21 protein-coding genes are annotated in these 21,585 nt (G+C 53.8%); 9 read left to right on the forward strand and 12 right to left on the reverse strand.

Translation table 11 applies throughout. From position 1 onward, the window contains the following. Positions 1 to 7 precede the first annotated feature (7 nt). The 3 genes from gcl to allA form a co-directional block, all read right to left on the reverse strand. On the reverse strand, positions 8 to 1,789 hold the full coding sequence (gcl, locus tag OGV93_RS07065; protein ID WP_181546122.1) for a glyoxylate carboligase: 1,782 nt from the start codon (positions 1,787 to 1,789) through the stop codon (positions 8 to 10). Positions 1,790 to 1,873: 84 nt separating this feature from the next. Beyond that, the gene (gene allR, locus OGV93_RS07070) at positions 1,874 to 2,695 is read right to left on the reverse strand and encodes an HTH-type transcriptional repressor AllR (protein WP_249417766.1); all 822 of its coding nucleotides are present in this window, start codon (positions 2,693 to 2,695) and stop codon (positions 1,874 to 1,876) included. Positions 2,696 to 2,770: 75 nt separating this feature from the next. Further along, positions 2,771 to 3,253: an ureidoglycolate lyase gene (gene allA / locus OGV93_RS07075; RefSeq protein WP_104651324.1), complete on the reverse strand. Its 483-nt coding sequence runs from the start codon at positions 3,251 to 3,253 to the stop codon at positions 2,771 to 2,773. A 227-nt stretch (positions 3,254 to 3,480) separates the two neighbouring features. Here allA and allS point away from each other — a divergent pair, with 227 nt between their 5' ends. After that, positions 3,481 to 4,407 (forward strand): HTH-type transcriptional activator AllS, encoded by a 927-nt coding sequence (gene allS / locus OGV93_RS07080; RefSeq protein ID WP_104651323.1) that lies wholly within the window; start codon positions 3,481 to 3,483, stop codon positions 4,405 to 4,407. Positions 4,408 to 4,476: 69 nt separating this feature from the next. After that, positions 4,477 to 5,571: a tRNA 2-selenouridine(34) synthase MnmH gene (gene mnmH / locus OGV93_RS07085; RefSeq protein WP_287109475.1), complete on the forward strand. Its 1,095-nt coding sequence runs from the start codon at positions 4,477 to 4,479 to the stop codon at positions 5,569 to 5,571. On the opposite strand, the gene OGV93_RS07090 is transcribed toward mnmH, so the two are convergent. From OGV93_RS07090 to ybbA, 6 genes are all read right to left on the reverse strand, one after another. Further along, entirely contained in the window at positions 5,572 to 6,231 is a 660-nt protein-coding gene (locus tag OGV93_RS07090; RefSeq protein WP_003831085.1) for a methionine ABC transporter permease, read from the reverse strand. Beyond that, positions 6,224 to 7,240: a virulence-associated ABC transporter ATP-binding protein SfbB gene (sfbB, locus tag OGV93_RS07095; RefSeq protein WP_046276103.1), complete on the reverse strand. Its 1,017-nt coding sequence runs from the start codon at positions 7,238 to 7,240 to the stop codon at positions 6,224 to 6,226. The genes OGV93_RS07090 and sfbB overlap by 8 nt, the downstream gene beginning before the upstream one ends. A 62-nt stretch (positions 7,241 to 7,302) precedes the next feature. Then, positions 7,303 to 8,133 (reverse strand): MetQ/NlpA family ABC transporter substrate-binding protein, encoded by an 831-nt coding sequence (locus tag OGV93_RS07100; RefSeq protein ID WP_016152116.1) that lies wholly within the window; start codon positions 8,131 to 8,133, stop codon positions 7,303 to 7,305. A 246-nt stretch (positions 8,134 to 8,379) separates the two neighbouring features. Beyond that, positions 8,380 to 9,513: a porin gene (locus OGV93_RS07105; protein ID WP_016152115.1), complete on the reverse strand. Its 1,134-nt coding sequence runs from the start codon at positions 9,511 to 9,513 to the stop codon at positions 8,380 to 8,382. Between the two features lie 186 nt (positions 9,514 to 9,699). Then, a complete protein-coding gene (gene ybbP / locus OGV93_RS07110; RefSeq protein ID WP_287109476.1) occupies positions 9,700 to 12,114 on the reverse strand; it encodes a putative ABC transporter permease subunit YbbP in 2,415 nt (804 codons plus the stop codon). After that, the gene (ybbA, locus tag OGV93_RS07115; RefSeq protein ID WP_016152113.1) at positions 12,111 to 12,797 is read right to left on the reverse strand and encodes a putative ABC transporter ATP-binding protein YbbA; all 687 of its coding nucleotides are present in this window, start codon (positions 12,795 to 12,797) and stop codon (positions 12,111 to 12,113) included. The genes ybbP and ybbA overlap by 4 nt, the downstream gene beginning before the upstream one ends. Between ybbA and tesA the strand changes: the two genes are divergently transcribed. From tesA to OGV93_RS07130, 3 genes are read left to right on the forward strand one after another with little or no spacing between them, the layout of a single operon-like run. Beyond that, positions 12,768 to 13,391 (forward strand): multifunctional acyl-CoA thioesterase I/protease I/lysophospholipase L1, encoded by a 624-nt coding sequence (gene tesA / locus OGV93_RS07120; RefSeq protein ID WP_029139446.1) that lies wholly within the window; start codon positions 12,768 to 12,770, stop codon positions 13,389 to 13,391. The two genes, ybbA and tesA, sit on opposite strands and share 30 nt — an antisense overlap. Before the next feature lie 28 nt (positions 13,392 to 13,419). Next, positions 13,420 to 14,190 carry an SDR family oxidoreductase gene (locus tag OGV93_RS07125; RefSeq protein ID WP_094760906.1) on the forward strand — a complete coding sequence of 257 codons (771 nt, stop codon included), beginning with the start codon at positions 13,420 to 13,422 and terminating at the stop codon, positions 14,188 to 14,190. Positions 14,191 to 14,248: 58 nt separating this feature from the next. Beyond that, entirely contained in the window at positions 14,249 to 15,103 is an 855-nt protein-coding gene (locus OGV93_RS07130) for a co-chaperone YbbN (RefSeq protein WP_016152110.1), read from the forward strand. A 78-nt stretch (positions 15,104 to 15,181) separates the two neighbouring features. On the opposite strand, the gene fetB is transcribed toward OGV93_RS07130, so the two are convergent. Together fetB and fetA are read right to left on the reverse strand one after the other, a co-directional pair. Further along, positions 15,182 to 15,961, reverse strand: a complete 780-nt coding sequence (gene fetB, locus OGV93_RS07135; RefSeq protein WP_047358028.1) for an iron efflux ABC transporter permease subunit FetB — start codon at positions 15,959 to 15,961, stop codon at positions 15,182 to 15,184. Continuing rightward, the gene (gene fetA, locus OGV93_RS07140) at positions 15,948 to 16,625 is read right to left on the reverse strand and encodes an iron efflux ABC transporter ATP-binding subunit FetA (protein ID WP_019076194.1); all 678 of its coding nucleotides are present in this window, start codon (positions 16,623 to 16,625) and stop codon (positions 15,948 to 15,950) included. Before fetA ends, fetB begins: the two co-directional genes overlap by 14 nt. A 134-nt stretch (positions 16,626 to 16,759) precedes the next feature. On the opposite strand from fetA, the gene OGV93_RS07145 reads away from it, so the two are divergent. Genes OGV93_RS07145 through OGV93_RS07160 form a run of 4 tightly spaced genes read left to right on the forward strand, consistent with a single transcriptional unit; the run spans position 16,760 to position 20,982 of the window. Then, entirely contained in the window at positions 16,760 to 17,677 is a 918-nt protein-coding gene (locus OGV93_RS07145) for an SPFH domain-containing protein (protein WP_003021835.1), read from the forward strand. Beyond that, the gene (locus OGV93_RS07150) at positions 17,674 to 18,132 is read left to right on the forward strand and encodes an NfeD family protein (protein WP_016152105.1); all 459 of its coding nucleotides are present in this window, start codon (positions 17,674 to 17,676) and stop codon (positions 18,130 to 18,132) included. Before OGV93_RS07145 ends, OGV93_RS07150 begins: the two co-directional genes overlap by 4 nt. Positions 18,133 to 18,151: 19 nt before the next feature. Further along, positions 18,152 to 20,296, forward strand: coding sequence for a PA5441 family protein (locus tag OGV93_RS07155; protein WP_053389380.1), 2,145 nt, complete (start codon positions 18,152 to 18,154; stop codon positions 20,294 to 20,296). Then, positions 20,266 to 20,982: a DUF3142 domain-containing protein gene (locus OGV93_RS07160; RefSeq protein WP_016155890.1), complete on the forward strand. Its 717-nt coding sequence runs from the start codon at positions 20,266 to 20,268 to the stop codon at positions 20,980 to 20,982. Before OGV93_RS07155 ends, OGV93_RS07160 begins: the two co-directional genes overlap by 31 nt. On the opposite strand, the gene cueR is transcribed toward OGV93_RS07160, so the two are convergent. After that, complete coding sequence (gene cueR, locus OGV93_RS07165; protein WP_029139441.1) at positions 20,979 to 21,389, reverse strand: Cu(I)-responsive transcriptional regulator; 411 nt, start codon at positions 21,387 to 21,389, stop codon at positions 20,979 to 20,981. The genes OGV93_RS07160 and cueR overlap by 4 nt on opposite strands. Positions 21,390 to 21,585: the final 196 nt, after the last annotated feature.

The raw sequence follows: 21,585 nt of genomic DNA on the forward strand, positions 1-21,585 counted from the left end.
ACCCCTTCTATTCGTATTTCATAAAACAGGTTTCGGTTGGTGCATCCATCGCACCGTCTGCAATCTCTTCAAACTCGGTGACATTATCCAGCTCACTGCCCATAGAGATGTTGGTCACGCGCTCAAGGATCACTTCGACCACAACCGGAACGCGGTACTGTGCCATCAGAGCTTTGGCTTGTTCAAATGCCGGAGCAAGATCTTCAGGTTTAAATACGCGGATGGCTTTACAGCCTAATCCCTCAGCCACTTTGACGTGATCAACGCCATAGCCGTTTACTTCGCTGGAGTTGATGTTTTCGAACGCCAGTTGGACGCAGTAATCCATATCAAAAGCGCGCTGCGACTGGCGAATCAGGCCGAGATAAGCGTTGTTGACCAGCACATGGATGTAAGGAATGTTGAACTGTGCGCCCACCGCCAGTTCTTCGATCAGGAACTGGAAGTCAAAATCACCGGAAATCCCAACAACGTTACGCATTGGGTCAGCCACACAAACCCCTAATGCCGCCGGCAGCGTCCAGCCAAGAGGGCCTGCCTGACCGCAGTTGATCCAATGACGATCCTTAAATACGTGCAGCATTTGCGCAGCGGCAATTTGCGATAACCCAATGGTGGTGACGTAGCAAACATCACGACCAAAGGCTTTATTCATCTCTTCATAAACACGCTGCGGTTTAACCGGGACATTGTCGAAGTGGGTTTTACGCAGTAGCGTCCGCTTACGCTGCTGACATTCATCAACCCAGGTATTCCGGCAAGGTAAACGACCGGCTTTCTGCATCTCCTGAGCAACGTCAATCAGCAAAGTTAGCGCAGCTTTGGCATCCGAAACGATTCCTAAATCCGGGCACAGGACGCGGCCAATTTGCGTCGGTTCAATATCGATATGAATGATTTTGCGCCCTTCGGTATATTTCGCGACGGAGCCTGTGTGTCGGTTAGCAAAGCGGTTACCAATACCGAACACCATATCGGAGGCCAGCAGCGTGGCGTTTCCGTACCGATGCGCCGTTTGCAACCCCACCATTCCGGCCATTAACTCATGATCGTCCGGGATGCATCCCCAGCCCATCAGCGTAGGAATTACCGGTACGTTGGTTAATTCTGCAAAACGTTGCAGCAATTCGCTGGCATCAGCATTAATCACCCCGCCCCCAGCCACGATGACCGGACGCTCAGCCTGAATCAGCATTTCCAACGCTTTCTCAATCTGTTTGCGGCTGGCTGCAGGCTTGTAGACTGGCAGCGGTTCATACATGTCGGGATCGAATTCGATTTCTTCAACCTGAATATCAAAAGGTAAATCGATCAATACCGGACCAGGACGACCAGAGCGCATGACATGGAATGCCTGCTGCAAAACCCGGGGAAGCAGTGCGGCTTCACGCACTGTTACCGCCATTTTGCTGACCGGTTTGGCAATAGATTCAATATCAACAGCCTGAAAATCTTCCTTATGCAGGCGAGCGCGAGGTGCCTGACCGGTGATGCATAAAATTGGAATAGAATCAGCAGAGGCGGAATACAGCGCAGTGATCATATCAGTGCCTGCCGGACCAGAAGTGCCAAGGCAAACGCCAATGTTTCCTGCCGTCGCACGCGTATAGCCTTCCGCCATATGGGAAGCGCCTTCAACATGACGAGCCAGAATGTGACGGATGCCTCCGTGCTTACGCATTGCGGAATAGAACGGGTTAATTGCCGCTCCAGGAACCCCAAATGCGGTGGTGATACCTTCTTTTTCCAGCACATACATTGCCGCGTCAACGGCTCTCATTTTTGCCATTTTCTTTCTACCTCTATTAATTGGAAAAACTTTCCAACTTTGAAAAAATCCAAAAAAGTCCCGCTCCTCTGAGCGGGTTGCGACTTAAGCTACGGGGGCTTTTAAACCCAGAGCCGTACTGATATCTCGTGCAGTATCCCGTACCAGCTCCCCCTGACTGATAAAACGATCTTCCGTCAGTCTGGATGCGGGCCCCGAAATAGAGATGGCAGCAACGACACTGCCTACATCATCATAGATAGCTGATGCAATGCAATTCAATCCAATAACATGTTCTTCGTGATCGACGATATACCCATTCTCACGCGCCATTTCCAGATTGCGCAGCAGAGTAGGAAAATCCACCAACGTGGTTGGCGTAAATTGCTGCAAACCCGTTTTCACGATGATGTCCATTAGCTCTTCTTCCATCAACGGATAAAGCAGCGCTTTTCCCGCGCCGGAAGCATGTAACGGCATACGACTGCCTAAAGGTGCGCACATTCTGACCATCGATTTGCACTCCTTCTGACCAATCAACACCGCTTCGGTGCCATTGCGAATTGCGACATTAACCGTTTCGCCTGACAGCAGCATTAATCGGTGCATAAACGGTCCGGCTACCGACAGGACGTCGCGATTATGAATATACGCAGAGCCCACATTGAATACGCCTAAACCGATGTGCCACCAGCCTAACTGGCTGTCCTGATAGACAAAATCAGCACCCTGTAAAACCTTCAACAGGCGAAAAGTCGTGGAGAGCGGTAAATCCAGACTGCCGGAAATATCGCTAACTGACGAACTGCCTCCACTTCTTTCGAGATACTGCAAAATCGCAATGCCTCTCTCAAGCGCCTGAGCGCCTTTCTGCGCAACCGGCTCCGCCTGTCCAGGCCTGCCGCGCCGTCTTACTTCCGTCTCCACTACGTTTACTCCGGCCCAAAATATGAGCATAAACAATGAACAATATGCGCATATTAAGCAAGAAGGCCGATAGCGTCACGCAAAACAGAGCTCATGTGCCGGGATACTTTCAACATCGCAATTATCGCTACCACCACGATCGATAGTCAGAAAATTGGTCACGGTTTGCCAGGCAAACAGCGGGTGATGCCAGACATTTCGGTGGTAATTCACACCCTGTTGGCCATTGGTGATAAAGGCTTTTAAAGTGGAAAGGTCAGGTTTGTCCTCGCCGAGCGCGACAATCACTACAAACGCTTCGCCATTCATAGGCATAAATGCCTGAGTGCCTAGCGGATGGCGCTCCAGTTCATGCACAACAATCGGCATCGCTGCTGGTTGCGCGCGGTTGATACTGATGAGCGTGCGATCCTGCTTAAGTATCTCCACATTGGCCAGGTCGTGATAACGTTCAACGAGCCCATCATTGATATGAAAAAAATCACGTTTATGAGTTTCTATCACATCGCCATAGGCGCTGAACGCGTGCTGATTTAACGGTAGTACCTCTAGTTTCATCATCATTTCCTTGTAACTGAATTCCGCTGAACCGCAGTCAGAACACTTAGCGGCTTCAATACCATGCAATCTAAAACCTTCGTGATTTAACATCAACACAAAAATTGGAAAAATTTTCCAAAATTAGATTTAGACCACAATTTAAACAAGGTCATTATGCAAAAATACTTATAAATCAGAGAACAAGAAATCAGGCTTGCAGATGATCATTTAGGGAGTAGCTGAAAATGTTTGACCCGGAAACACTACGTACCTTTATCGGCGTCGCCGAAACGGGAAGTTTCTCCCGGGCAGCGGATCGCTTGTGTAAAACCACGGCCACCATCAGTTACCGCATTAAGCTTCTGGAAGAAAATACCGGCGTCGCGCTGTTTTTTCGCACCACCCGAAGCGTGACGTTAACCGCCGCAGGTTCTCACCTTCTTTCCCAGGCAAAAGACTGGCTCGCCTGGCTGGACAGCATGCCCAGCGAATTACAGCAAGTGAATGACGGCGTAGAGCGCCAGGTGAATATTGTGGTCAACAACCTGCTGTACAGCCCTGAAGCCGTCGCTCGCCTGTTATCCTGGCTTAACGCCCGCTACCCCTTTACTCAGTTTCACTTTTCCCGGCAAATTTATATGGGCGTATGGGATTCACTCTTGTACGAAGGATTCTCGCTGGCTATCGGCGTAACCGGCACGGAACCGATGGCAAACACCTTTACCCTCGATCCTTTGGGTTCTGTTCAGTGGCGATTTGTCATGTCAGCGGATCATCCACTAGCAGACGTCAGCGGCTCATTAACGGAAGCGCAGTTGCGCCGCTTTCCGGCAATTAACATTGAGGACAGCGCGCGGACCCTGACCAAACGGGTCGCATGGCGTCTTCCCGGTCAAAAGGAGATCATCGTACCGGACATGGAAACCAAGATTGCGGCGCATCTTGCGGGTGTGGGTATTGGATTCGTTCCGCAGCCGCTCTGCCAACCGTTACTAGATAGCGGCCAACTGGTCAGCAGTATCATCCCGACCATGCGTCCCCCTTCCCCCTTAAGCCTCGCGTGGCATAAGTTTGGCGCGGGTAAGGCCGTAGAAGATATTGTGGCGCTGTTTACCCAGCGAAAACCGGAAATCGCCGGATTTTTAGCAATTTTCAACAATGCACGCGATTGAAAATCAAGTCATCCTCTCATTTGGCGCGTAAAATAGTACACAGGATGATTTGAGGTTTCGTTTTTTACTATGCAAGACACACAAACAGCACAGGACTATCGCGCAATTTTGCTCGCTGGTACGCCTATAATCGATGTACGCGCCCCCGTCGAATTTCTGCAAGGCGCAATGCCGGGCGCAATCAACCTTCCCCTAATGAACGATGACGAACGTGCCGCCGTGGGTACCTGTTATAAACGTCAGGGACCCGAGGCAGCTCTCAAGCTCGGCCATCAACTGGTCTGCGGTGAGACTCGCCAACAACGTATGAAGGCCTGGCTGGATGCCTGTCGTCAAAATCCTGCGGGTTATTTATGCTGCGCGCGCGGCGGTCAGCGTTCGCACATTGTGCAGCAGTGGCTGCACGAGTCCGGGATTGACTACCCGCTGATACACGGCGGCTACAAAGCCCTGCGTCAGGCGGCGATTCAGCTGACTGAAAAATTAGTGCAAAAGCCGATCGTCTTAATTGGCGGCTGTACCGGGAACGGTAAAACGCAGCTGGTGCAACAGCAGCCGAACGGCGTGGATCTCGAAGGTCTGGCGCACCATCGCGGTTCCTCGTTTGGTCGCACCGTTGAACCGCAGCTGAGTCAGGCGAGTTTTGAAAACCTGCTGGCGGTCGAAATGCTCAGAACCGACAGCCGTCAGGATCTGCGTCTGTGGGTACTGGAAGATGAAGGCCGCATGATAGGGGCTAATCATCTGCCTGAGTGCCTGCGCGAACGCATGACCCAGGCATCTATTGCAGTGGTGGACGATCCTTTTGAGCGTCGTCTGGAGCGACTGCGCGAAGAGTATTTCGTGCGGATGCACCACGATTTTACCCATGCTTATGGCGAGAGTCAGGGCTGGCAGGAGTATAGCGAGTATCTGCACCACGGCCTGTTTGCTATTCGCCGCCGTCTGGGTTTACAACGTTTTGCCGAGCTGACCGCCCTGCTCGACGTGGCTCTGCGCGAACAGCAAGCGACGGGCAGTACCGACGCCCATATGGGCTGGCTGGTACCGTTGCTCAACGAGTATTACGACCCGATGTATCGTTATCAACTGGAAAAGAAAGCCGCGAAAGTCGTCTTTCGCGGCACATGGCAGGACGTTGCCGACTGGCTTAACGCACAGTGATCAGTGTCTGTCACGCTTATCCGCGCGTTTCGCCAGCCAGTCGCCCAGCACCTGAACGACCTGCACCAGAATAATCAGCGCCACCACGGTGACGATCATGACCTGGGTTTCGTAGCGGTAATAACCAAAGCGAATCGCCAGGTCGCCTACCCCACCGCCACCAACGATTCCGGCCATCGCGGAGTAACCGATCAGACTCACCAGCGTTATCGTCAACCCACGCAGCAGACCCGCGCTCGCTTCAGGTAACAGAACGGTGCAGATGATGCGCATCGGGCTGGCGCCAAAGGCTTCCGCCGCTTCAATAATGCCTTTATCGACTTCGCGCAGTGCGCTGTCGACCAGACGGGCATAAAAAGCGATTGCCGCCACCGAGAGCGGGACCGACGCCGCAATCGGCCCAATGGTATTTCCGAGTAAAAACTGAGTGAGCGGCAGCAGCAGCACCAGCAGGATCACAAACGGCACCGAACGGATGATATTCACCAGCACGGAGCTGAGCAGATACACAAAACGGTTTTGCCAGAATAAATGCCGGTCGGTGACGAAAATAAGAAAACCGAGCGGCAGACCGCCAATAATCGCCAGCACCGTAGAGATACTTAGCATCTGAAAGGTTTCATTAAACGCCAGCGTCAAATCAGGCAATAAATCATCCACGAATCACCTCCACCTGTGCCGTGCGTTGACGAATATGTTCCACGGCGACATCCACCGCAGAAGGGTTATGCGGCGCGGTCAGTTGCACCACCAGAATCCCCAGCGCACGCTCGCCGATATATTCAATTTTGCCGTGCAGAATGTTCACCGCCACACCAAATTTAACCGCGACTTCTGACAACACTGGCTGTTCCGCCGAATCGCCGATGAACAGAATTTTCAGCAACTGGCCAGGCAAATGCTGGCGCAAGCGTTCGGGTAGCGTCAGATTGAGGGTATGCGACACCAGTTGCTGCGTGAAAGCGTGCTGCGGGTGAGCAAAAACGTCAAACACCTCACCGGACTCCACCACCTTGCCGCCGGACATCACCGCCACACGATCGCAAATCGATTTGATCACGTTCATCTCGTGAGTGATCAGCACGATCGTGATCCCCAGCTGTTGGTTGATCTGCTTAAGCAATGCCAGAATAGTGGCCGATGTTTCCAGATCCAGCGCAGAGGTCGGTTCATCACACAGCAGCACATCCGGGTGATTGGCAATCGCACGGGCAATACCAACGCGCTGCTTTTGCCCGCCGCTGAGCTGCACAGGAAAGCGGTTCGCCTTGTCAGACAGCCCCACCAGCGTCAGGATTTCGCTGACGCGTGGGCCAATTTTACTGCGCTCCCATCCGGCAGCCTTCAGGCTGAAAGCGACGTTTTGCGCCACGGTACGGGTATGCATCAGATTAAAATGCTGAAAAATCATCCCAATACGCTGACGGGCTTTACGTAGTTGCGCCCCTTCCAGCGCGGAAATTTCTACGCCGTTAACCTTTACGCTTCCCAGGCTTGGTCGCGTTAAGGCGTTCAGGGTGCGCAGCAGCGTACTTTTCCCCGCGCCGCTGGTCCCGACAATGCCAAATATCTCACCTGCGCCTATGCGCAAGCTGACGTCATCAACCGCCCGGGTTGATGGTCCACGGCCTGCGCTAAAATCCACGCAAACCTTTTCTATCTCAATCATAGCCACCTCAGAAATGCGAAAAGGGCAGTCGCCGCTGCCCCTGTTAACCTTGTGCGCAGCGATTATTGGGCTGCCGACATCCATTCCGGTTTCTGGAAGGCGCTGTAGATATTTTGCGGATCGTCGATCACCGCGCGATACGCCGGAGATTTCACCGCCGCCACAATATCTTTCGCGAACGGTTTATCTGCATCTTCACTGCGTACCGCTATGATATTTTTCAGATTTTCGTCCAGATGCTCTTGCTTGATGGCACTGGCGAGATCCAGTTTTGCCGCCACAGCAAAGTTACCGTTGACCAGCGCGCCGGTCACACCGTCCAGGGTACGTGGCAGTTGTGCCGCTTCCAGCGGTTTAAACACCAGCCCTTTCGGGTTGCTGGCGATATCGCGCTCAGAGGCTTTAGTCGGATCGATAGTGTCTTTGATGGTAATAAGGCCAATAGACTGCAGGAAACGCAGACCGCGAGCCAGGTTGGTTGGATCATTGGAAAGCGTGATCACATCCCCTTTTTTTAACTCATCCAGGCTTTTGATTTTATGTGAGTAAAAACCCATCCCGGCCGTTGGGACCACAATCAGCTTGCTCAGCTTCAGTCCTTTATCAGCGGTGAATTTGTCAAAGTAGAGCGAGTGCTGGAACAAGTTGGCATCAATACTGCCGTTGGAAAGCGCCATGTTCGGCTGCACGTAGTCGCTGAATTCGCGCACCACTACCTTATAGCCTTTCTCTTTCAGCGTAGGGGCAATGGCCTGTTTCACCATATCGCCGTACGGACCAGGTGCGACGCCAAACACGATGGTATGCGGGTCACTGTTCGCATGAGCAAGTTGTAATCCACAGGCCAGTAACAGCGCTCCGGTCGCGACGCGTAAACTCTGACGCAATCCCATAATTTCTCCATTTTAACGTTGTGGTGTCATGTCTCACGCCGTTCTTGCGGCGTTGTTCTTGTTGGCCTGTTAACAGGCTGATTGTTAACATGACACAGATCACAACCTGCTGTCCTTGAAATTATTTCATGATGTTGCGGGATATGTCGTTGAATGTACGCTGAAGGTACTAATGTGTTTTTCAGCTAAGGATAGTAAAAAAACCGGATAACCTTCTGGTTACCCGGTTTTGGCAGGGAAATTGACTTAGAAGTCGTAACGCAGACGAACCAAGTTCATATCACCCAGATTGTCGGTGCTGGAGGTGAAGACGTGTTCGTAATCCACACGGAAACCGTAGTCCAGCTGGAAGCTGATACCCACACCATTGTCGGTACGCAGGTAGTTACGACCATTCACGTATTCAATACGGTCGCCCATAACGTAGGGTTGAACGGATTTCAGCGCATACTGACCAACCGGGAAGGTGTAACCCGCAAAGTATTCCAGACCCCAGGCATCACCGGCAAAGTAATCGTTAACAGAGACTTTTTTGGTGGTCATGAAGTTTTGATACCAACCGCCGCCCATCGAGAAGGTCCAGTTGTCCGGTTTCCAGCTCAGCGCGGTACCGACGATGTTTTGATCGTAGGTTTTGCTGGTGTCGCCACGCATTTCCGCGCGGGTGTAGTTCCACGCCGTACCCCAGGTCAGGTCATCGGTGATGTGATAATCCACACCCAGCGAGCCACCGCCTTTACGCTTGTAGCGCAGACCGTTGTTCGGGTTGTAATCATCACTGAACAGATAAGACGCGTAGAGATCAACATCGCCAACCGTTTTCTTATACTTCAGTGATTTACGCGTACGATAGGAACCGTCATAGTCGCCATTGATACCGTTACCTGGTGCCTGACCGATCATGTCGTAGTCCCAGATATCCGTTTTCGCACCAACCACATCATAGTAAATGCTGTTCTGTTGACCGAAGGTCAGCGTACCCCAGGTCGCGCTCTTCAGACCGGTGTACAACATACGACGCGTGGTATCGTTGGCGCCGTTAGCATAGTGATTATCCCAGTTGAACATTGCCGGGAAGTTAACGCCCAGCTCGTAATAACTCACCCAGCTGATGTCATCAAACAGATAGTAATCAGCGGCGAAGCGGAAACGCGTCCCGCCGTCGAAACCATTACGTTTGTAGCCATTCTTACCATCATCACCGGCCATATTCTGGAACTGCGGACGAATACTCCCGCCAACGGTGAAGTTAAGACGGCTCAGCGGGTTGCCCGCCTGTGGATCTTGTTTCAGGACCGTGATTTCCGCCTGGGAGGCGAACGTCGTTAATGCCACTGCTGCGCCGATCGATACCGCCAGCGCCGTTTTTTTTATAGTCATTATTTGTACCTTGATAGATAGCCTGCCAATTATTCAGCATACAAATATTAACGTTTATTAATACACTCGTGTTGTCGGGTTTTTATTGTTCTGTGCTGTTAAATATCAATGAGTTATCAATTTGTGCTACATAGATAAAAAACGCACCGATTTAAAAAACCGGTGCGTAATCATCACGAATATAAATTAACTACTGAATTGACGGAACAGCGCTTTGCCTTTTAGCAGACGTGAACCGAGCCATCCGCCGCATAACGAGAGCAACAATGCCCCACAAAGCGGCAACACGACCCACAGTCGCCAGTCTGGCTCCCACGGAAAATCAAACACTCGGGTTTGCAGCACCGCCAGTGCGGTTTCCGCGCCGATAGCAGCCACCAGTCCGGCGACCATCCCGAGCATGGCGAACTCGCACCATAGCGTGGTACGCAGCAGCTTCTTACCCGCGCCCAGCGTGCGCCAGACCACCAGTTCCTGATGACGCTGACGCATTCCGACCTGGACCTGCGCCAATAGCAGCAACATACCGCAAGCGGTAACCAGCACCACCATCACCTCCAGTGCCCGGCTCACCTGCTCCAGAACCTGGCTCACCTGTTTGAGGATTGCACCAATATCCAGCAGGCTGATAGTCGGGAATTCGCGGTTAAGCTGCGTCAGCATGCCGTTGCCGTTCTCCCAGCGAAAGCTGGTTAACCAGCTTTGCGGCTGAGCGTCCAGCGCGCCGGAGGGAAAGATAAAGAAGAAGTTGGGGCGCAGGCTTTCCCAGTCCACTTTGCGCAGACTGCTGACCGTGGCGCTGAAATCCTGGGTATCGCCCATAAAGGTCACCCGATCGCCAAGTTTGACGTTCAGCCGTTTCGCCAGCCCCTCTTCCATCGAGACTTCGCCCGCTTTTGGCGGCCAGCTTCCGGCAACGATCGGGTTATGATCCGGTCGGGTATCCTGCCAGGTCAGATTAAGCTCGCGGTTCAGCGCCTCATCGTGATTGCCTTCGGTCGGCTTCTCATTGATCGCCGTCAGACGCGCCCGCACAATCGGATAGAACGATTCCGGGATCACCTGATGCTCAGCCAGGAAAGCCTTGAGTGGAACCACCTGTTCGGTGGCAATGTTGATGAGAAAATAGTTCGGGCTTTCCGGCGGCATTTGCTGCTGCCAGCGGTCGAGCAGGTCGCCACGCAGTACCAGCAGCAGCGCCAGCAACATAAAGGAAAGCGAAAATGCCGACAGCTGACTGAGCGTTGACCACGGCTGGCGCAACAGCCGACTGACCGCTAAACGCAGCGGCAGCGAGGTGAGCGTCAGGCCACGCAGCACGTTGAGCAGCATCCAGCCGAGCACCCCGCACAAAAGCGCCAGCACTACCGCTCCGGCCAGCACGGCCCACAGCAGCGGACTTCCGCCCATCAGTCCGGCGAGCAGGGCAATCACGACTATCAATACCACCGGCAAATAAAACTTCAGCGGCCAGACGTTTGCCACCACGTCACGGCGCAGTACCCGCAGTGGCTGAGTCGCCAGCAGCAAACGGTAAGGGCGTAACCCCACCAGCAGAGAAATGACCGTCATGGTGCCTAATGCCCATAGCCACGGCCAGGGACTGGCAGGCGGCAGTTCGCCGGGCAGTACCGGCTTAAGTAATACCACCAGCACGCGTTCAAACAACAGCCCGAACACACCTCCGGTCACGCCAGACAGCGCCAGCACCATCAGCCATTGACCAACAATCAGCCTGCGCAACTGTGCTCTGCCCGCGCCAAGGGTTTTCAGAATAGCCACCAGATCGTAACGACTGCGGCAGTAATGGCTCATCGCCACGGCAACCGCAGCGACCGCCAGCAGCAGCGTTAGCAGCGCCGACAGCAGCAGGAACTGTTGCGAACGCTCCAGTGATTTCCCCAGCGCCCCTTCATCCTGCTCCAGCCCATACCAGCGCTGTTCAGGCTTTAACTGCGGGAGCAGCCATTTTTCATAGGCTTCCAGTTGCTGCGGTGTCCCGCCAAATTTATAGCGCCAGGTCACCCGGCTCCCCGGCTGGACCGCCGCCGTTTTTTCGACATCCGCCATGTTCATCATCAGGCGCGGCGCTATCTGGAACGGATTAAAACCGGCGTCCGGCTCCTGCACCACTTCCCCGGCGATGCGCAGCGTGGCATCACCCACGTCGATGGAATCACCGATTTTTAAGTTCAGCAACGCCATCAGACGCGGAGCCAGCAGCACCGAGCCTGGCTGAGGTTTCAGTCCCGGCGGATTGGTTTGCAACGTGCCATACATCGGATACACATCATCCACCGCTTTGACGTTCGCCAACTGCGGCGTATCCCGGGCAAAGGTCATAGTGGCAAAGGTCAGCTGTTCGCCCACTTTCAGGCCACGCTGTCGCGCCTCGTCAATCCACGCTTTCGGCACGGTACGCGAACTTTGCAGCGACCGATCTCCCGCCATAAACTCACGGCTTTGCTGGCTCAGCCCTTTTTCCATACGATCGCTGATATTGCCCAGCGCCAGCACGCAGGCCACGGCCAGGCTCAGCGCCAGCCAGATAATCAGTAATGAAGGCGAGCGCCATTCGCGCCAGAACCAGCGTGCAATCATGCCTCCTCCTGCAACTGTCCGTTCACCAGGCGTAAACGCCGATCGCAACGCGCCGCCAGTTGAGAATCATGGGTCACCAGAATTAGGGTGGTGCCATGTTCCCGGTTCAGAGAAAACAGCAGGTCGGCGATTTTGTCCCCGGTCTGGCGGTCCAGATTGCCCGTCGGTTCATCGGCAAACAGCACGTCAGGGCGACCGTTAAACGCCCGCGCCAGCGCTACGCGCTGCTGCTCCCCGCCGGAAAGCTGGGCCGGAAGATGATCAAGACGTTTTCCCAGCCCCAGTTGCTCCAGCAACGTTTTTGCCCCGTCGCGACTTTTTCCGCTGTTTTCACCGCGCAACAACGCGGGCAACTCGACGTTTTCCAGCGCGTTTAGGGTCGGAATTAACATGAATGACTGGAAGACAAAACCCACGTGTCGCGCCCGCAGCTGTGCCCGGGCTTCTTCATCCATGGTGTGCAGCGCCTGCCCCACCAGGCTGACTTCACCGCTGGTGCCATCGTCCAGCCCGGCGAGGATCGCCAGCAGTGTGGATTTTCCTGAACCCGACTCGCCAATCAGCGCAATGGTCTCGGCGCGTTTGACAACCAGTTCAACTCCGGTAAGGATGGATAGCTCATGATCACCCTGACCGACGGATTTCTTAAGATGATGAACTTCAACAATGTTTTCCGCTGGCATTGGCCTTTCCTGTTCCTGGTCCTGTTAACTTTCCGCGCCGCCGCAGCGGACACGTTATTAATTCTGGGTGACAGCCTGAGCGCCGGATACCGTATGTCCGCCAGCGCCGCGTGGCCTGCGCTACTTAATGATAAATGGCAAACCAAAACGCCGGTGGTGAATGCCAGTATTAGCGGCGACACCTCGCAGCAGGGGCTGGCCCGTCTGCCTGCATTACTGAAGCAGCACCAGCCGCGCTGGGTGCTGGTCGAACTTGGCGGCAACGACGGTCTGCGCGGATTTGCGCCTGCGCAAACCGAACAAACCCTGCGCACGATTCTGCAGGATGTGAAAGCAGCAAATGCCGAACCGCTGCTGATGCAAATTCGTCTGCCGGCAAACTACGGTCGCCGTTATAATGAAAGCTTTAGCGCGATTTATCCAAAACTCGCCAAAGAGTTTGATATACCTCTGCTGCCCTTTTTTATGGAAGAGGTTTATCTGAAACCCCAGTGGATGCAGGATGATGGTATTCATCCTAACCGTGACGCCCAGCCGTTTATTGCCGACTGGATGGCGCAACATCTCACTCCTCTAGTAAATCACGACTCGTAAAACAACGGAGATCCTGACAGGTAAAGTTATGCAAAAATCGGTCTTAATAACAGGATGTTCCAGCGGAATCGGTCTGGAAAGCGCGCTTGAGCTAAAGCGCCAGGGTTTTCAAATTCTGGCGGGCTGTCGCAAACCTGACGATGTGGCGCGTATGAACAGCATGGGATTCACCGGCATATTGCTGGATCTGGATTCACCCGAGAGCGTAGATCGCGCGGCTGATGCGGTGATCGCCCTGACCGATAATCGTTTGTATGGGATCTTTAACAACGCCGGATACGGCGTCTATGGCCCACTGCCCACCATCAGCCGCGAGCAGATGGAACAGCAGTTTTCCGCCAACTTCTTTGGCGCACATCAGCTTACCATGCGCCTGTTACCTGCCATGCTACCCCACGGCGAGGGACGAATTGTGATGACCTCGTCGGTAATGGGATTGATCTCAACGCCGGGGCGCGGGGCCTATGCCGCCAGCAAATATGCGCTGGAAGCCTGGTCCGACGCGCTGCGTATGGAGCTGCGCCACAGCGGGATTAAGGTCAGCCTGATTGAGCCAGGCCCTATTCGCACCCGCTTTACCGAAAACGTCAACCAGACCCAGAGCGATGCTCCCGTGGAAAACCCCGGAATTGCCGCGCGTTTTACACTGGGGCCACAAGCGGTTGTCGCCAAAGTGCGTCATGCGTTTGAGAGCGACAAACCAAAGCTGCGTTATCCGGTTACGCTGGTGACCTGGGCAGTTATGCTACTGAAGCGCCTGTTGCCAGGCCGCATAATGGACAAAATTTTACACGGTTGAGTTGAAGCACGCGCGTCAGCCCCCATGTAACAAGAAATCGACAAAAGAGAGTAACTCCATGTCCACACAGAATATTGTTAACATTAACGAATCGAACCTCCAGCAGACCCTTGAACAGTCGATGACCACGCCGGTCCTGTTCTATTTTTGGTCTGAGCGCAGCCAGCATTGTCTGCAATTAACGCCGGTACTGGAGAGCCTTGTTGCTCAGTACAACGGTCAGTTTATTCTCGCCAAGTTAGACTGCGACGCCGAGCAGATGATCGCCTCCCAGTTTGGTCTGCGCGCGATCCCCACAGTTTATCTGTTCCAGAACGGTCAGCCGGTAGATGGATTCCAGGGCCCGCAGCCGGAAGAAGTTATTCGCGCGCTGCTGGAGAAAGTGTTACCGAGCGAAGAAGAGTTGAAAGCGCGCCAGGCGATCGAGTTCATCGAAGCCGGCAATCACGCTGATGCGCTGCCGCTGCTGAAAGAAGCCTGGCAGATCTCCAACCAGAGCAGCGAAATTGGCCTGCTGTTGGCGGAAACGCAAATCGCCCTGAACCGTTCAGACGAAGCCGAAGCGGTGCTGAAAACTATCCCGTTGCAGGATCAGGACACCCGTTATCAGGGCCTGGTGGCACAGATCGAACTGCTGAAGCAGGCGGCTGATACGCCTGAAATCCAACAGTTGCAGCAGCAGGTCGCCAGCAATCCACAGGATGCGGCGCTGGCAACTCAACTGGCCATTCAGTTACACCAGGTTGGACGTAACGAGGAATCGCTGGAATTGCTGTTCAGTCACCTGAAGAAAGATCTCACTGCAGCCGACGGTCAGGCGCGTAAAACCTTCCAGGAGATCCTTGCCGCACTGGGCACCGGCGATGCGCTGGCCTCGAAATACCGCCGCCAGCTGTACGCGCTGTTGTACTAATCCGCTGCATTTGCCTGATGGCGCTTGTGCTAATCGGGCCTACAATCTCCCCGTAGGCCCGCGCCATCCGGTACTCCATTAGGTTTTTTTCAAATGCGTCACCACCAGTTGGTGACGTGAATTATAGAACTTCCGATAGGTCAGGTAGCAGGCGATAATGGTTGACAGACTGGCGGTCGAAAGCAGCATAAACGTCACCATAATCTGATACTTAATCGCTTTTACCGGATCAATACCTGCAAAGATCAACCCGGACATCATCCCCGGTAAACTCACCAGTCCCACGGTCTTCGCTGAATCGATCGTCGGGATCAGCGAAGCGCGAATACTGTCGCGAATCAGCGGCGCGGAGGCCACTTTCGGCGTCGCACCGAGGCTGAGTTTTTCCTGAATTTGCTGCTGTTCGCTGTTAAACCGCTGCCCCAGATTGTTGTAACACAGCCCTACCGCAACCATCGCATTGCCTGCAATCATGCCGGAAATTGGGATCACCTGCATTGGGGTAAACTCGATAGAGCCTGACAGAACCAGCACCGCCAGCGTTAACCCCGCCCCCGCCGTGATGGCGATAAATGACGAGAGAAAAGCTTTATCAATATATTTACTGCGCTTTTGCGCGTTATAGGCCGCGTTGAAACAGATAAACAGCACCATCAATAAGGTCAGAATGCTGTGGTTAACGCCGAAAATATATTTCAGCACATAACCAACGATAATAAGCTGAACCACCGCCCGGCAAACGCTCCAGAGAATATCTTTTTCCAGCGCCAGTTTTTCTTTGTTGCTGATCAGTATCGCGACCACCACCAGCATCATCGCTAACGCCAGTGATTCATTGGTAATATTATGCTCGTTCATTGCTGACTTCCTGCATTTCCCCGGCGTGCGGTTGAAGGGTTATGACATTATCCGCATGATTAATTTCATCTTTGTCGTGCGTCACCCACAGCACAGCAATATTCTTATCGCGAACATAGTGGTGAATTAATTCGTTCACATTCCGTTTATTGGCTTCATCCAGCGCGCTGGTAATTTCATCAAGCAGCAGGATTTTTGGCAGAAACTGTAAATTACGAATTAACGAGACGCGTTGCTTTTCGCCGCCAGACAGCTCATTGATGTTTTTTTTGAGGATCGTTTCGGGTAGCTCAAAACGGGCCAGATCGGCAAGAAACACATCCGGATCCGGACGTTTATCGCGGATTTGCCAGGGGAAAATGAGGTTGTCGTAAACGGTGTCACCAAACAACGCGGGCGTTTGCGCACAATAAGAGACCTGCTGGCGATATGTTTCAGGCTTAAGAGTGTTTATCTCCTTGCCCTCAAAGAGAATTTCACCGGCAGTCGGGCTAATTAATGACGCCACTATCTTGAGTAACGTACTTTTACCGCAACCAGACTGGCCGGTAATCAGCTTAAATTCTCCGGCCCGGAGATTAAAACAGATGTTATTGAGAACCTGCGTCGCCCCTGCCTGCCATGCGACATTTTTTAACTGAAGCAGAATGCTGCTTTCTTCCATTACCAATCCCTTTTTTACCTCTTTCGTGCAGACAGTCTATCCCTGTAATTTATTATAGGGGAGCCCACCTTGATAAATCGGGTATAATTTGACTAATGAGGCAGTAAAGGACAACACAACAGGAGGTTTCATCAATGCTCATTTTTATTCCTATTCTCATTTTTGTCGCGCTGGTCATCGTCGGTGCTGGCGTCAAAATCGTCCCGCAGGGATATCAGTGGACGGTCGAGCGTTTTGGCCGTTACACCAAAACCCTGCAACCGGGTTTAAGCCTTGTTGTACCGTTCATGGACCGTATCGGTCGTAAGATCAACATGATGGAACAGGTGCTTGATATCCCCTCTCAGGAAGTCATCTCCAAAGACAACGCCAACGTCGCGATTGATGCCGTCTGCTTTATTCAGGTGATCGACGCGCCAAAAGCGGCTTATGAGGTCAGCAACCTGGAACTGGCGATCATCAACCTGACCATGACCAACATTCGTACCGTTCTCGGCTCGATGGAACTCGATGAAATGCTCTCCCAGCGCGACAACATCAACACGCGCCTGCTGCATATCGTTGATGAGGCCACGAATCCCTGGGGCATCAAAATCACCCGTATTGAAATCCGCGATGTGCGTCCCCCAGCAGAACTTATCGACGCCATGAACGCGCAGATGAAAGCCGAACGTACCAAGCGTGCCTATATTCTTGAAGCGGAAGGGATCCGTCAGGCAGAAATCGTCAAGGCCGAAGGTGAGAAGCAGTCGAAAATCCTCAAAGCGGAAGGTGAACGCCAGTCGGCATTTTTACAGGCCGAAGCGCGTGAACGTTCCGCAGAAGCCGAGGCCCGCGCGACGCAGATGGTTTCGGAGGCCATTGCAGCCGGGGATATTCAGGCCGTGAACTACTTCGTGGCGCAGAAATACACCGAAGCGCTGCAGCACATCGGTTCGTCGAATAACAGCAAAGTGGTGATGATGCCGCTGGATGCCAGCAGCCTGATGGGGTCCATTGCCGGGATCGCCGAACTGGTGAAAGACAGCGCCAGCGAACGGAAAAAATCATGATAGCGATGATTCTGGTGCACCCGCACATCTTCTGGCTCAGCCTCGGCGGTCTGCTACTCGCCGCCGAGATGCTGGGCGGTAACGGCTATCTGCTGTGGAGCGGCGTGGCGGCGGTGATTACCGGCCTGGTGGTGTGGCTTATCCCGCTTGACTGGGCGTGGCAGGGGGCGATGTTCGCCGTACTCACCCTGCTGGCGGCCTGGCTGTGGTGGAAGTGGCTGGCAAGGCGTGTACAAGATCAGAAACCCGCCGACAGCCATCTTAACCAGCGCGGGCAGCAGTTGGTTGGCCGTCGATTTATTCTGGAAACTGCCCTGGTCAATGGCCGCGGACATATGCGCGTCGGCGACAGCTCATGGCCCGTCAGCGCCCGCGACGATTTGAGCGCCGGAACGCAGGTTGAAGTCATTGCCGTTGAGGGAATTACCCTGATTATTACAGCGGTATCACACTGAAAAGACAGGAAATAAGACTATGGTCAGGAAGACACCCCTTGCCTTTGCCCTTTGCTCATTATTGGTCGCCGCCCCGCAGGTATTCGCCTCTTTCGATATGGAAGACTGCAAATGGAGCGACGACAGCTGCCTGCTGAAAGGCACGCCCACCTTCAATCCGGAAAACGACAGCCGTGATAACCTGCTGCGGCTGCTGAGCCAGGAGAAATCATTTGCTCTGCCGGTGCAGTCGATGCCGGCGGACATCACCCGCTCCCGCGATTTCTATTTTGCGTATCATCCGCAGTGGGATGACATTGCCCCGCAGCCAGCCGCAGCGCAGGTATCTGCTGAAGACAGCCCCCTGTCCCGACAGATAGCCGAACTGAACATTAGCGCAGACGAAATAAACGTCAACGACGCTGAGCTTGAGAACCGTCATGTTTCGAATAATACCGCGAGCGTCAGCGCGTTTTTTGCCGCACTGCTGGCCGACTCAACGTTAACGGCAAATCAGCGTCAGGCCCTGGCCCAGGCGCGTACAGGACTGTTATCCGGGGCAACCCGCGAGCAGATTGAGTCATCGCTTGCCACTCTCCCGGCAGATTCTCCAGCTCAGTCCTACAAAAGCTATCTGGCAGCGGCCGCCAGTTTTTATGCCGGTGATTATGCCAGCGCCGAACAGGATTTCGCTCAGCTAGCCAAAAGCGATCGTCCGTGGCTGGCTGAGACCGCGCAATACATGCTGATACGTGCGGCGTTGAACAAAAGCAGCCAGAACAGCGTGGGCGAGTACGGCGATTTTGATATCACAAAAATTAACCGCGAGGACGCTTCTCAGGCTCAGACGCTGGCGCAAGCCTATCTGCAACACTACCCGCAAGGCCTGTACGCCGCTTCCTCGCACGGTATGCTGCGTCGTATCAACTGGTATTTACAGGCGTGGCCGCAATTGGCGGGGTTGTATGAGCAGACGCTTCAGCAATCGGCTGACGCACAGCAACTGCGTGAGATCGTCATCGAATACGATAATGTCTACGGCATGGCGTTCTACGAACAGTCCGTGGTGGAGGCTTTCCCCGATGCGCCGCTTGTCAGCTATATCGAACTGCTGCGCGCGTTGCGCCTGAATAACAACAATAAACCAACGCTGACGCAGGCCCAGCTTGACGCCAGCAAACCGGTGTTTGAGCAGAGCCAAAAACTGCCGCTATGGCGCGATCTGCAGCTGAATCTGTGGCTGGCAACGGGCAACTACGCGGCGATTATTTCGGCAGTTACCCCGGCGCAGAAACTTCCGGCCCACGATACGCTGGCCTTCAGCGAACAGGTGCTGTACGGCGAAGCGCTGATGGGCCAGCAGAAATGGACCACGGCACGTGATTTCTGGCAGACATTGCTGAAGCTCAGCCAGGACAACGAACAGCAGCAGTATGTGCAGGCTAAGCTAGCCGCGACGCTGGTTTATAGCGGCGACGTGGCGGCAATTTTCGCCCCAGAAAGCGCAGTAACCAACCTGCGCTTTCGCTCGCAGGTGCTGAAAACCCAGGCAACGCCTGAACTACTGCGCCAGCAAGCCGTCCACGGTCCTAATAACGAAGAGCGTACCATCGCCCTGCATACGCTGCTGGTGCGGGATCTTACTGAGCATCGCTTTGACGACTGGCTGAATGACAGAAAACTGGCCAGCGCCATTACGCCGCCGGTCATTGGCGAAGCGTTTGATGACGTTAATCTGAGTATTTTCGACTGGAACGGCGACTCTGCCGAGAGCGGTTATACCTGTCGCAGCCTCAATGAAACGGTAACAGTTCTGAGCAAACAAGCGCATGATGCCCACGCCCTGAACTGCTTAGGCGAATTTTTCCGCACTACGCAAACCCACGTTGATTTATGGAAAAACAGTTCCGGCAACGATGTGCTTGAATCAGCAATCTCGCGCAAGAAACCGTTCGGCCAGTTCGACAGGCAAAGCTACTACCAGCAGGTGATCACATCGCCAAAAGCAGAGGTTGAAGATAAGAGCTTTGCGCTGTATCGCGCCATCATGTGCTATGCGCCGTCAGGCTCTAACGAGTGCGGCGGTGAGGAAGTGGATAAACTACAGCGTAAAGGCTGGTTCACCCAACTGAAAACGCAGTATCCGGGAAGTCCGTGGGCGCAAAAACTCAAATACTACTGGTAACTGCGCTGCTACTCGGCCAGGCACAGGCGGCGGAAATCGTCGCCGCCCGTGAACATCCGGCCTTCTGGCTATGGTCCGGAGTGAAGGCCAGTGACGAGCTGAAAAACGCACAAACAGTCTATCTGCATCAGGGCGAAGTCCTGGTACGTTCAGGTAACGTGGTGTTCCAGCGTCTCGGACTGCCGGTTAATCGCCTGACTTTCCCCTCTATCTGGTTGACCGTGCGCTTTACCACACTCGACGTACCGGAGGAGATCCCGGCGCGCATCATACGCTTGATGCAACGCTGGCAGGCGGCCGGGAATCACGTCATCGGCCTGCAGGTTGATTTTGACGCGGCGACCCATCAGCTTGCCGATTACGCCTACTTTCTGCAGCAGTTACGCCAACGGCTACCGACCGAGTTTGCACTTGGCGTAACCGGACTACTGGATTGGGCAAAAACGGGCGACGTCGCCACGCTGAACGCGCTGGCGGTCGATGAACTGGTGGTCCAGAGCTATCAGGGACGTCACACGGTACCGAATTATCAGGCGTATCTGCCCGCCCTCAGTCGTCTGCGCATTCCATTTAAGCTGGGGCTGGTACAAAACGGTAGCCGGGACCCGCAGGCTGAAGCGCAGCTTGAGAAATCACCGTGGTACCGCGGCACGGTGGTGTTTATGCTTAATCCGCCACCCCGTTAAGCCTTCGCTTTATGGTGGCAGCAGCCGGAGAGATTATCAATAATCGGGCATTCAGCGCTGTCATCGCCAGGGCAACTCTCCGCCAGCGCCAACAAATGCAAGCGCATAGCCTGCAGCTCGCTGATATGGCGCTCAATGTCCGCCACCTTTTCTAACGTACGCTTTTTCACATCTGCGCTGTGACGCGCCGGATCGTTAAACAGGTTCACCAACTCGCCGCACTCTTCCAGGTTAAAACCAACCTGTCGTGCCTGTCGTAACAGCGTAAGCTCATTCAGATGCTGTTGGTTGTATGTGCGATAGCCATTTTCGCTACGCAGCGGCGGCGTCACTAACCCCTTTTCTTCGTAAAAGCGTATCGCTTTGCTGGTTAAACCGGTTTTTTTCGCAACATCGCTAATATTCACATTTCCCCCGCTGATCTTGTTGGTACTGAGCCACATTATAGCCCACATTGCCGTAATCCTTTACCCAAGAACCCCGCGCATCTTCCACCATCACAGCGATGCACAAATCCTTTTAATTCACATTGTTATATCCGATTCAGATCACATTTCAGCATTTATTGACCACGCAAAATTGACTCAAATCAAAAGATGCATC

The organism is Citrobacter sp. Cb031 (assembly GCF_030336725.1).
Lineage (GTDB): Bacteria > Pseudomonadota > Gammaproteobacteria > Enterobacterales > Enterobacteriaceae > Citrobacter > Citrobacter braakii.

Bases quoted from the DNA above. Each gene is read 5' to 3' on its own strand.
- gcl (WP_181546122.1), bottom strand. From the start codon at position 1,789: ATGGCAAAAATGAGAGCCGTTGACGCGGCAATGTATGTGCTGGAAAAA.
- allA (WP_104651324.1), bottom strand. From the start codon at position 3,253: ATGAAACTAGAGGTACTACCGTTAAATCAGCACGCGTTCAGCGCCTAT.
- allS (WP_104651323.1), top strand. From the start codon at position 3,481: ATGTTTGACCCGGAAACACTACGTACCTTTATCGGCGTCGCCGAAACG.
- mnmH (WP_287109475.1), top strand. From the start codon at position 4,477: ATGCAAGACACACAAACAGCACAGGACTATCGCGCAATTTTGCTCGCT.
- sfbB (WP_046276103.1), bottom strand. From the start codon at position 7,240: ATGATTGAGATAGAAAAGGTTTGCGTGGATTTTAGCGCAGGCCGTGGA.
- OGV93_RS07100 (WP_016152116.1), bottom strand. From the start codon at position 8,133: ATGGGATTGCGTCAGAGTTTACGCGTCGCGACCGGAGCGCTGTTACTG.
- OGV93_RS07105 (WP_016152115.1), bottom strand. From the start codon at position 9,513: ATGACTATAAAAAAAACGGCGCTGGCGGTATCGATCGGCGCAGCAGTG.
- ybbP (WP_287109476.1), bottom strand. From the start codon at position 12,114: ATGATTGCACGCTGGTTCTGGCGCGAATGGCGCTCGCCTTCATTACTG.
- tesA (WP_029139446.1), top strand. From the start codon at position 12,768: ATGAACTTCAACAATGTTTTCCGCTGGCATTGGCCTTTCCTGTTCCTG.
- ybbA (WP_016152113.1), bottom strand. From the start codon at position 12,797: ATGCCAGCGGAAAACATTGTTGAAGTTCATCATCTTAAGAAATCCGTC.
- OGV93_RS07125 (WP_094760906.1), top strand. From the start codon at position 13,420: ATGCAAAAATCGGTCTTAATAACAGGATGTTCCAGCGGAATCGGTCTG.
- OGV93_RS07130 (WP_016152110.1), top strand. From the start codon at position 14,249: ATGTCCACACAGAATATTGTTAACATTAACGAATCGAACCTCCAGCAG.
- fetB (WP_047358028.1), bottom strand. From the start codon at position 15,961: ATGAACGAGCATAATATTACCAATGAATCACTGGCGTTAGCGATGATG.
- fetA (WP_019076194.1), bottom strand. From the start codon at position 16,625: ATGGAAGAAAGCAGCATTCTGCTTCAGTTAAAAAATGTCGCATGGCAG.
- OGV93_RS07145 (WP_003021835.1), top strand. From the start codon at position 16,760: ATGCTCATTTTTATTCCTATTCTCATTTTTGTCGCGCTGGTCATCGTC.
- OGV93_RS07150 (WP_016152105.1), top strand. From the start codon at position 17,674: ATGATAGCGATGATTCTGGTGCACCCGCACATCTTCTGGCTCAGCCTC.
- OGV93_RS07155 (WP_053389380.1), top strand. From the start codon at position 18,152: ATGGTCAGGAAGACACCCCTTGCCTTTGCCCTTTGCTCATTATTGGTC.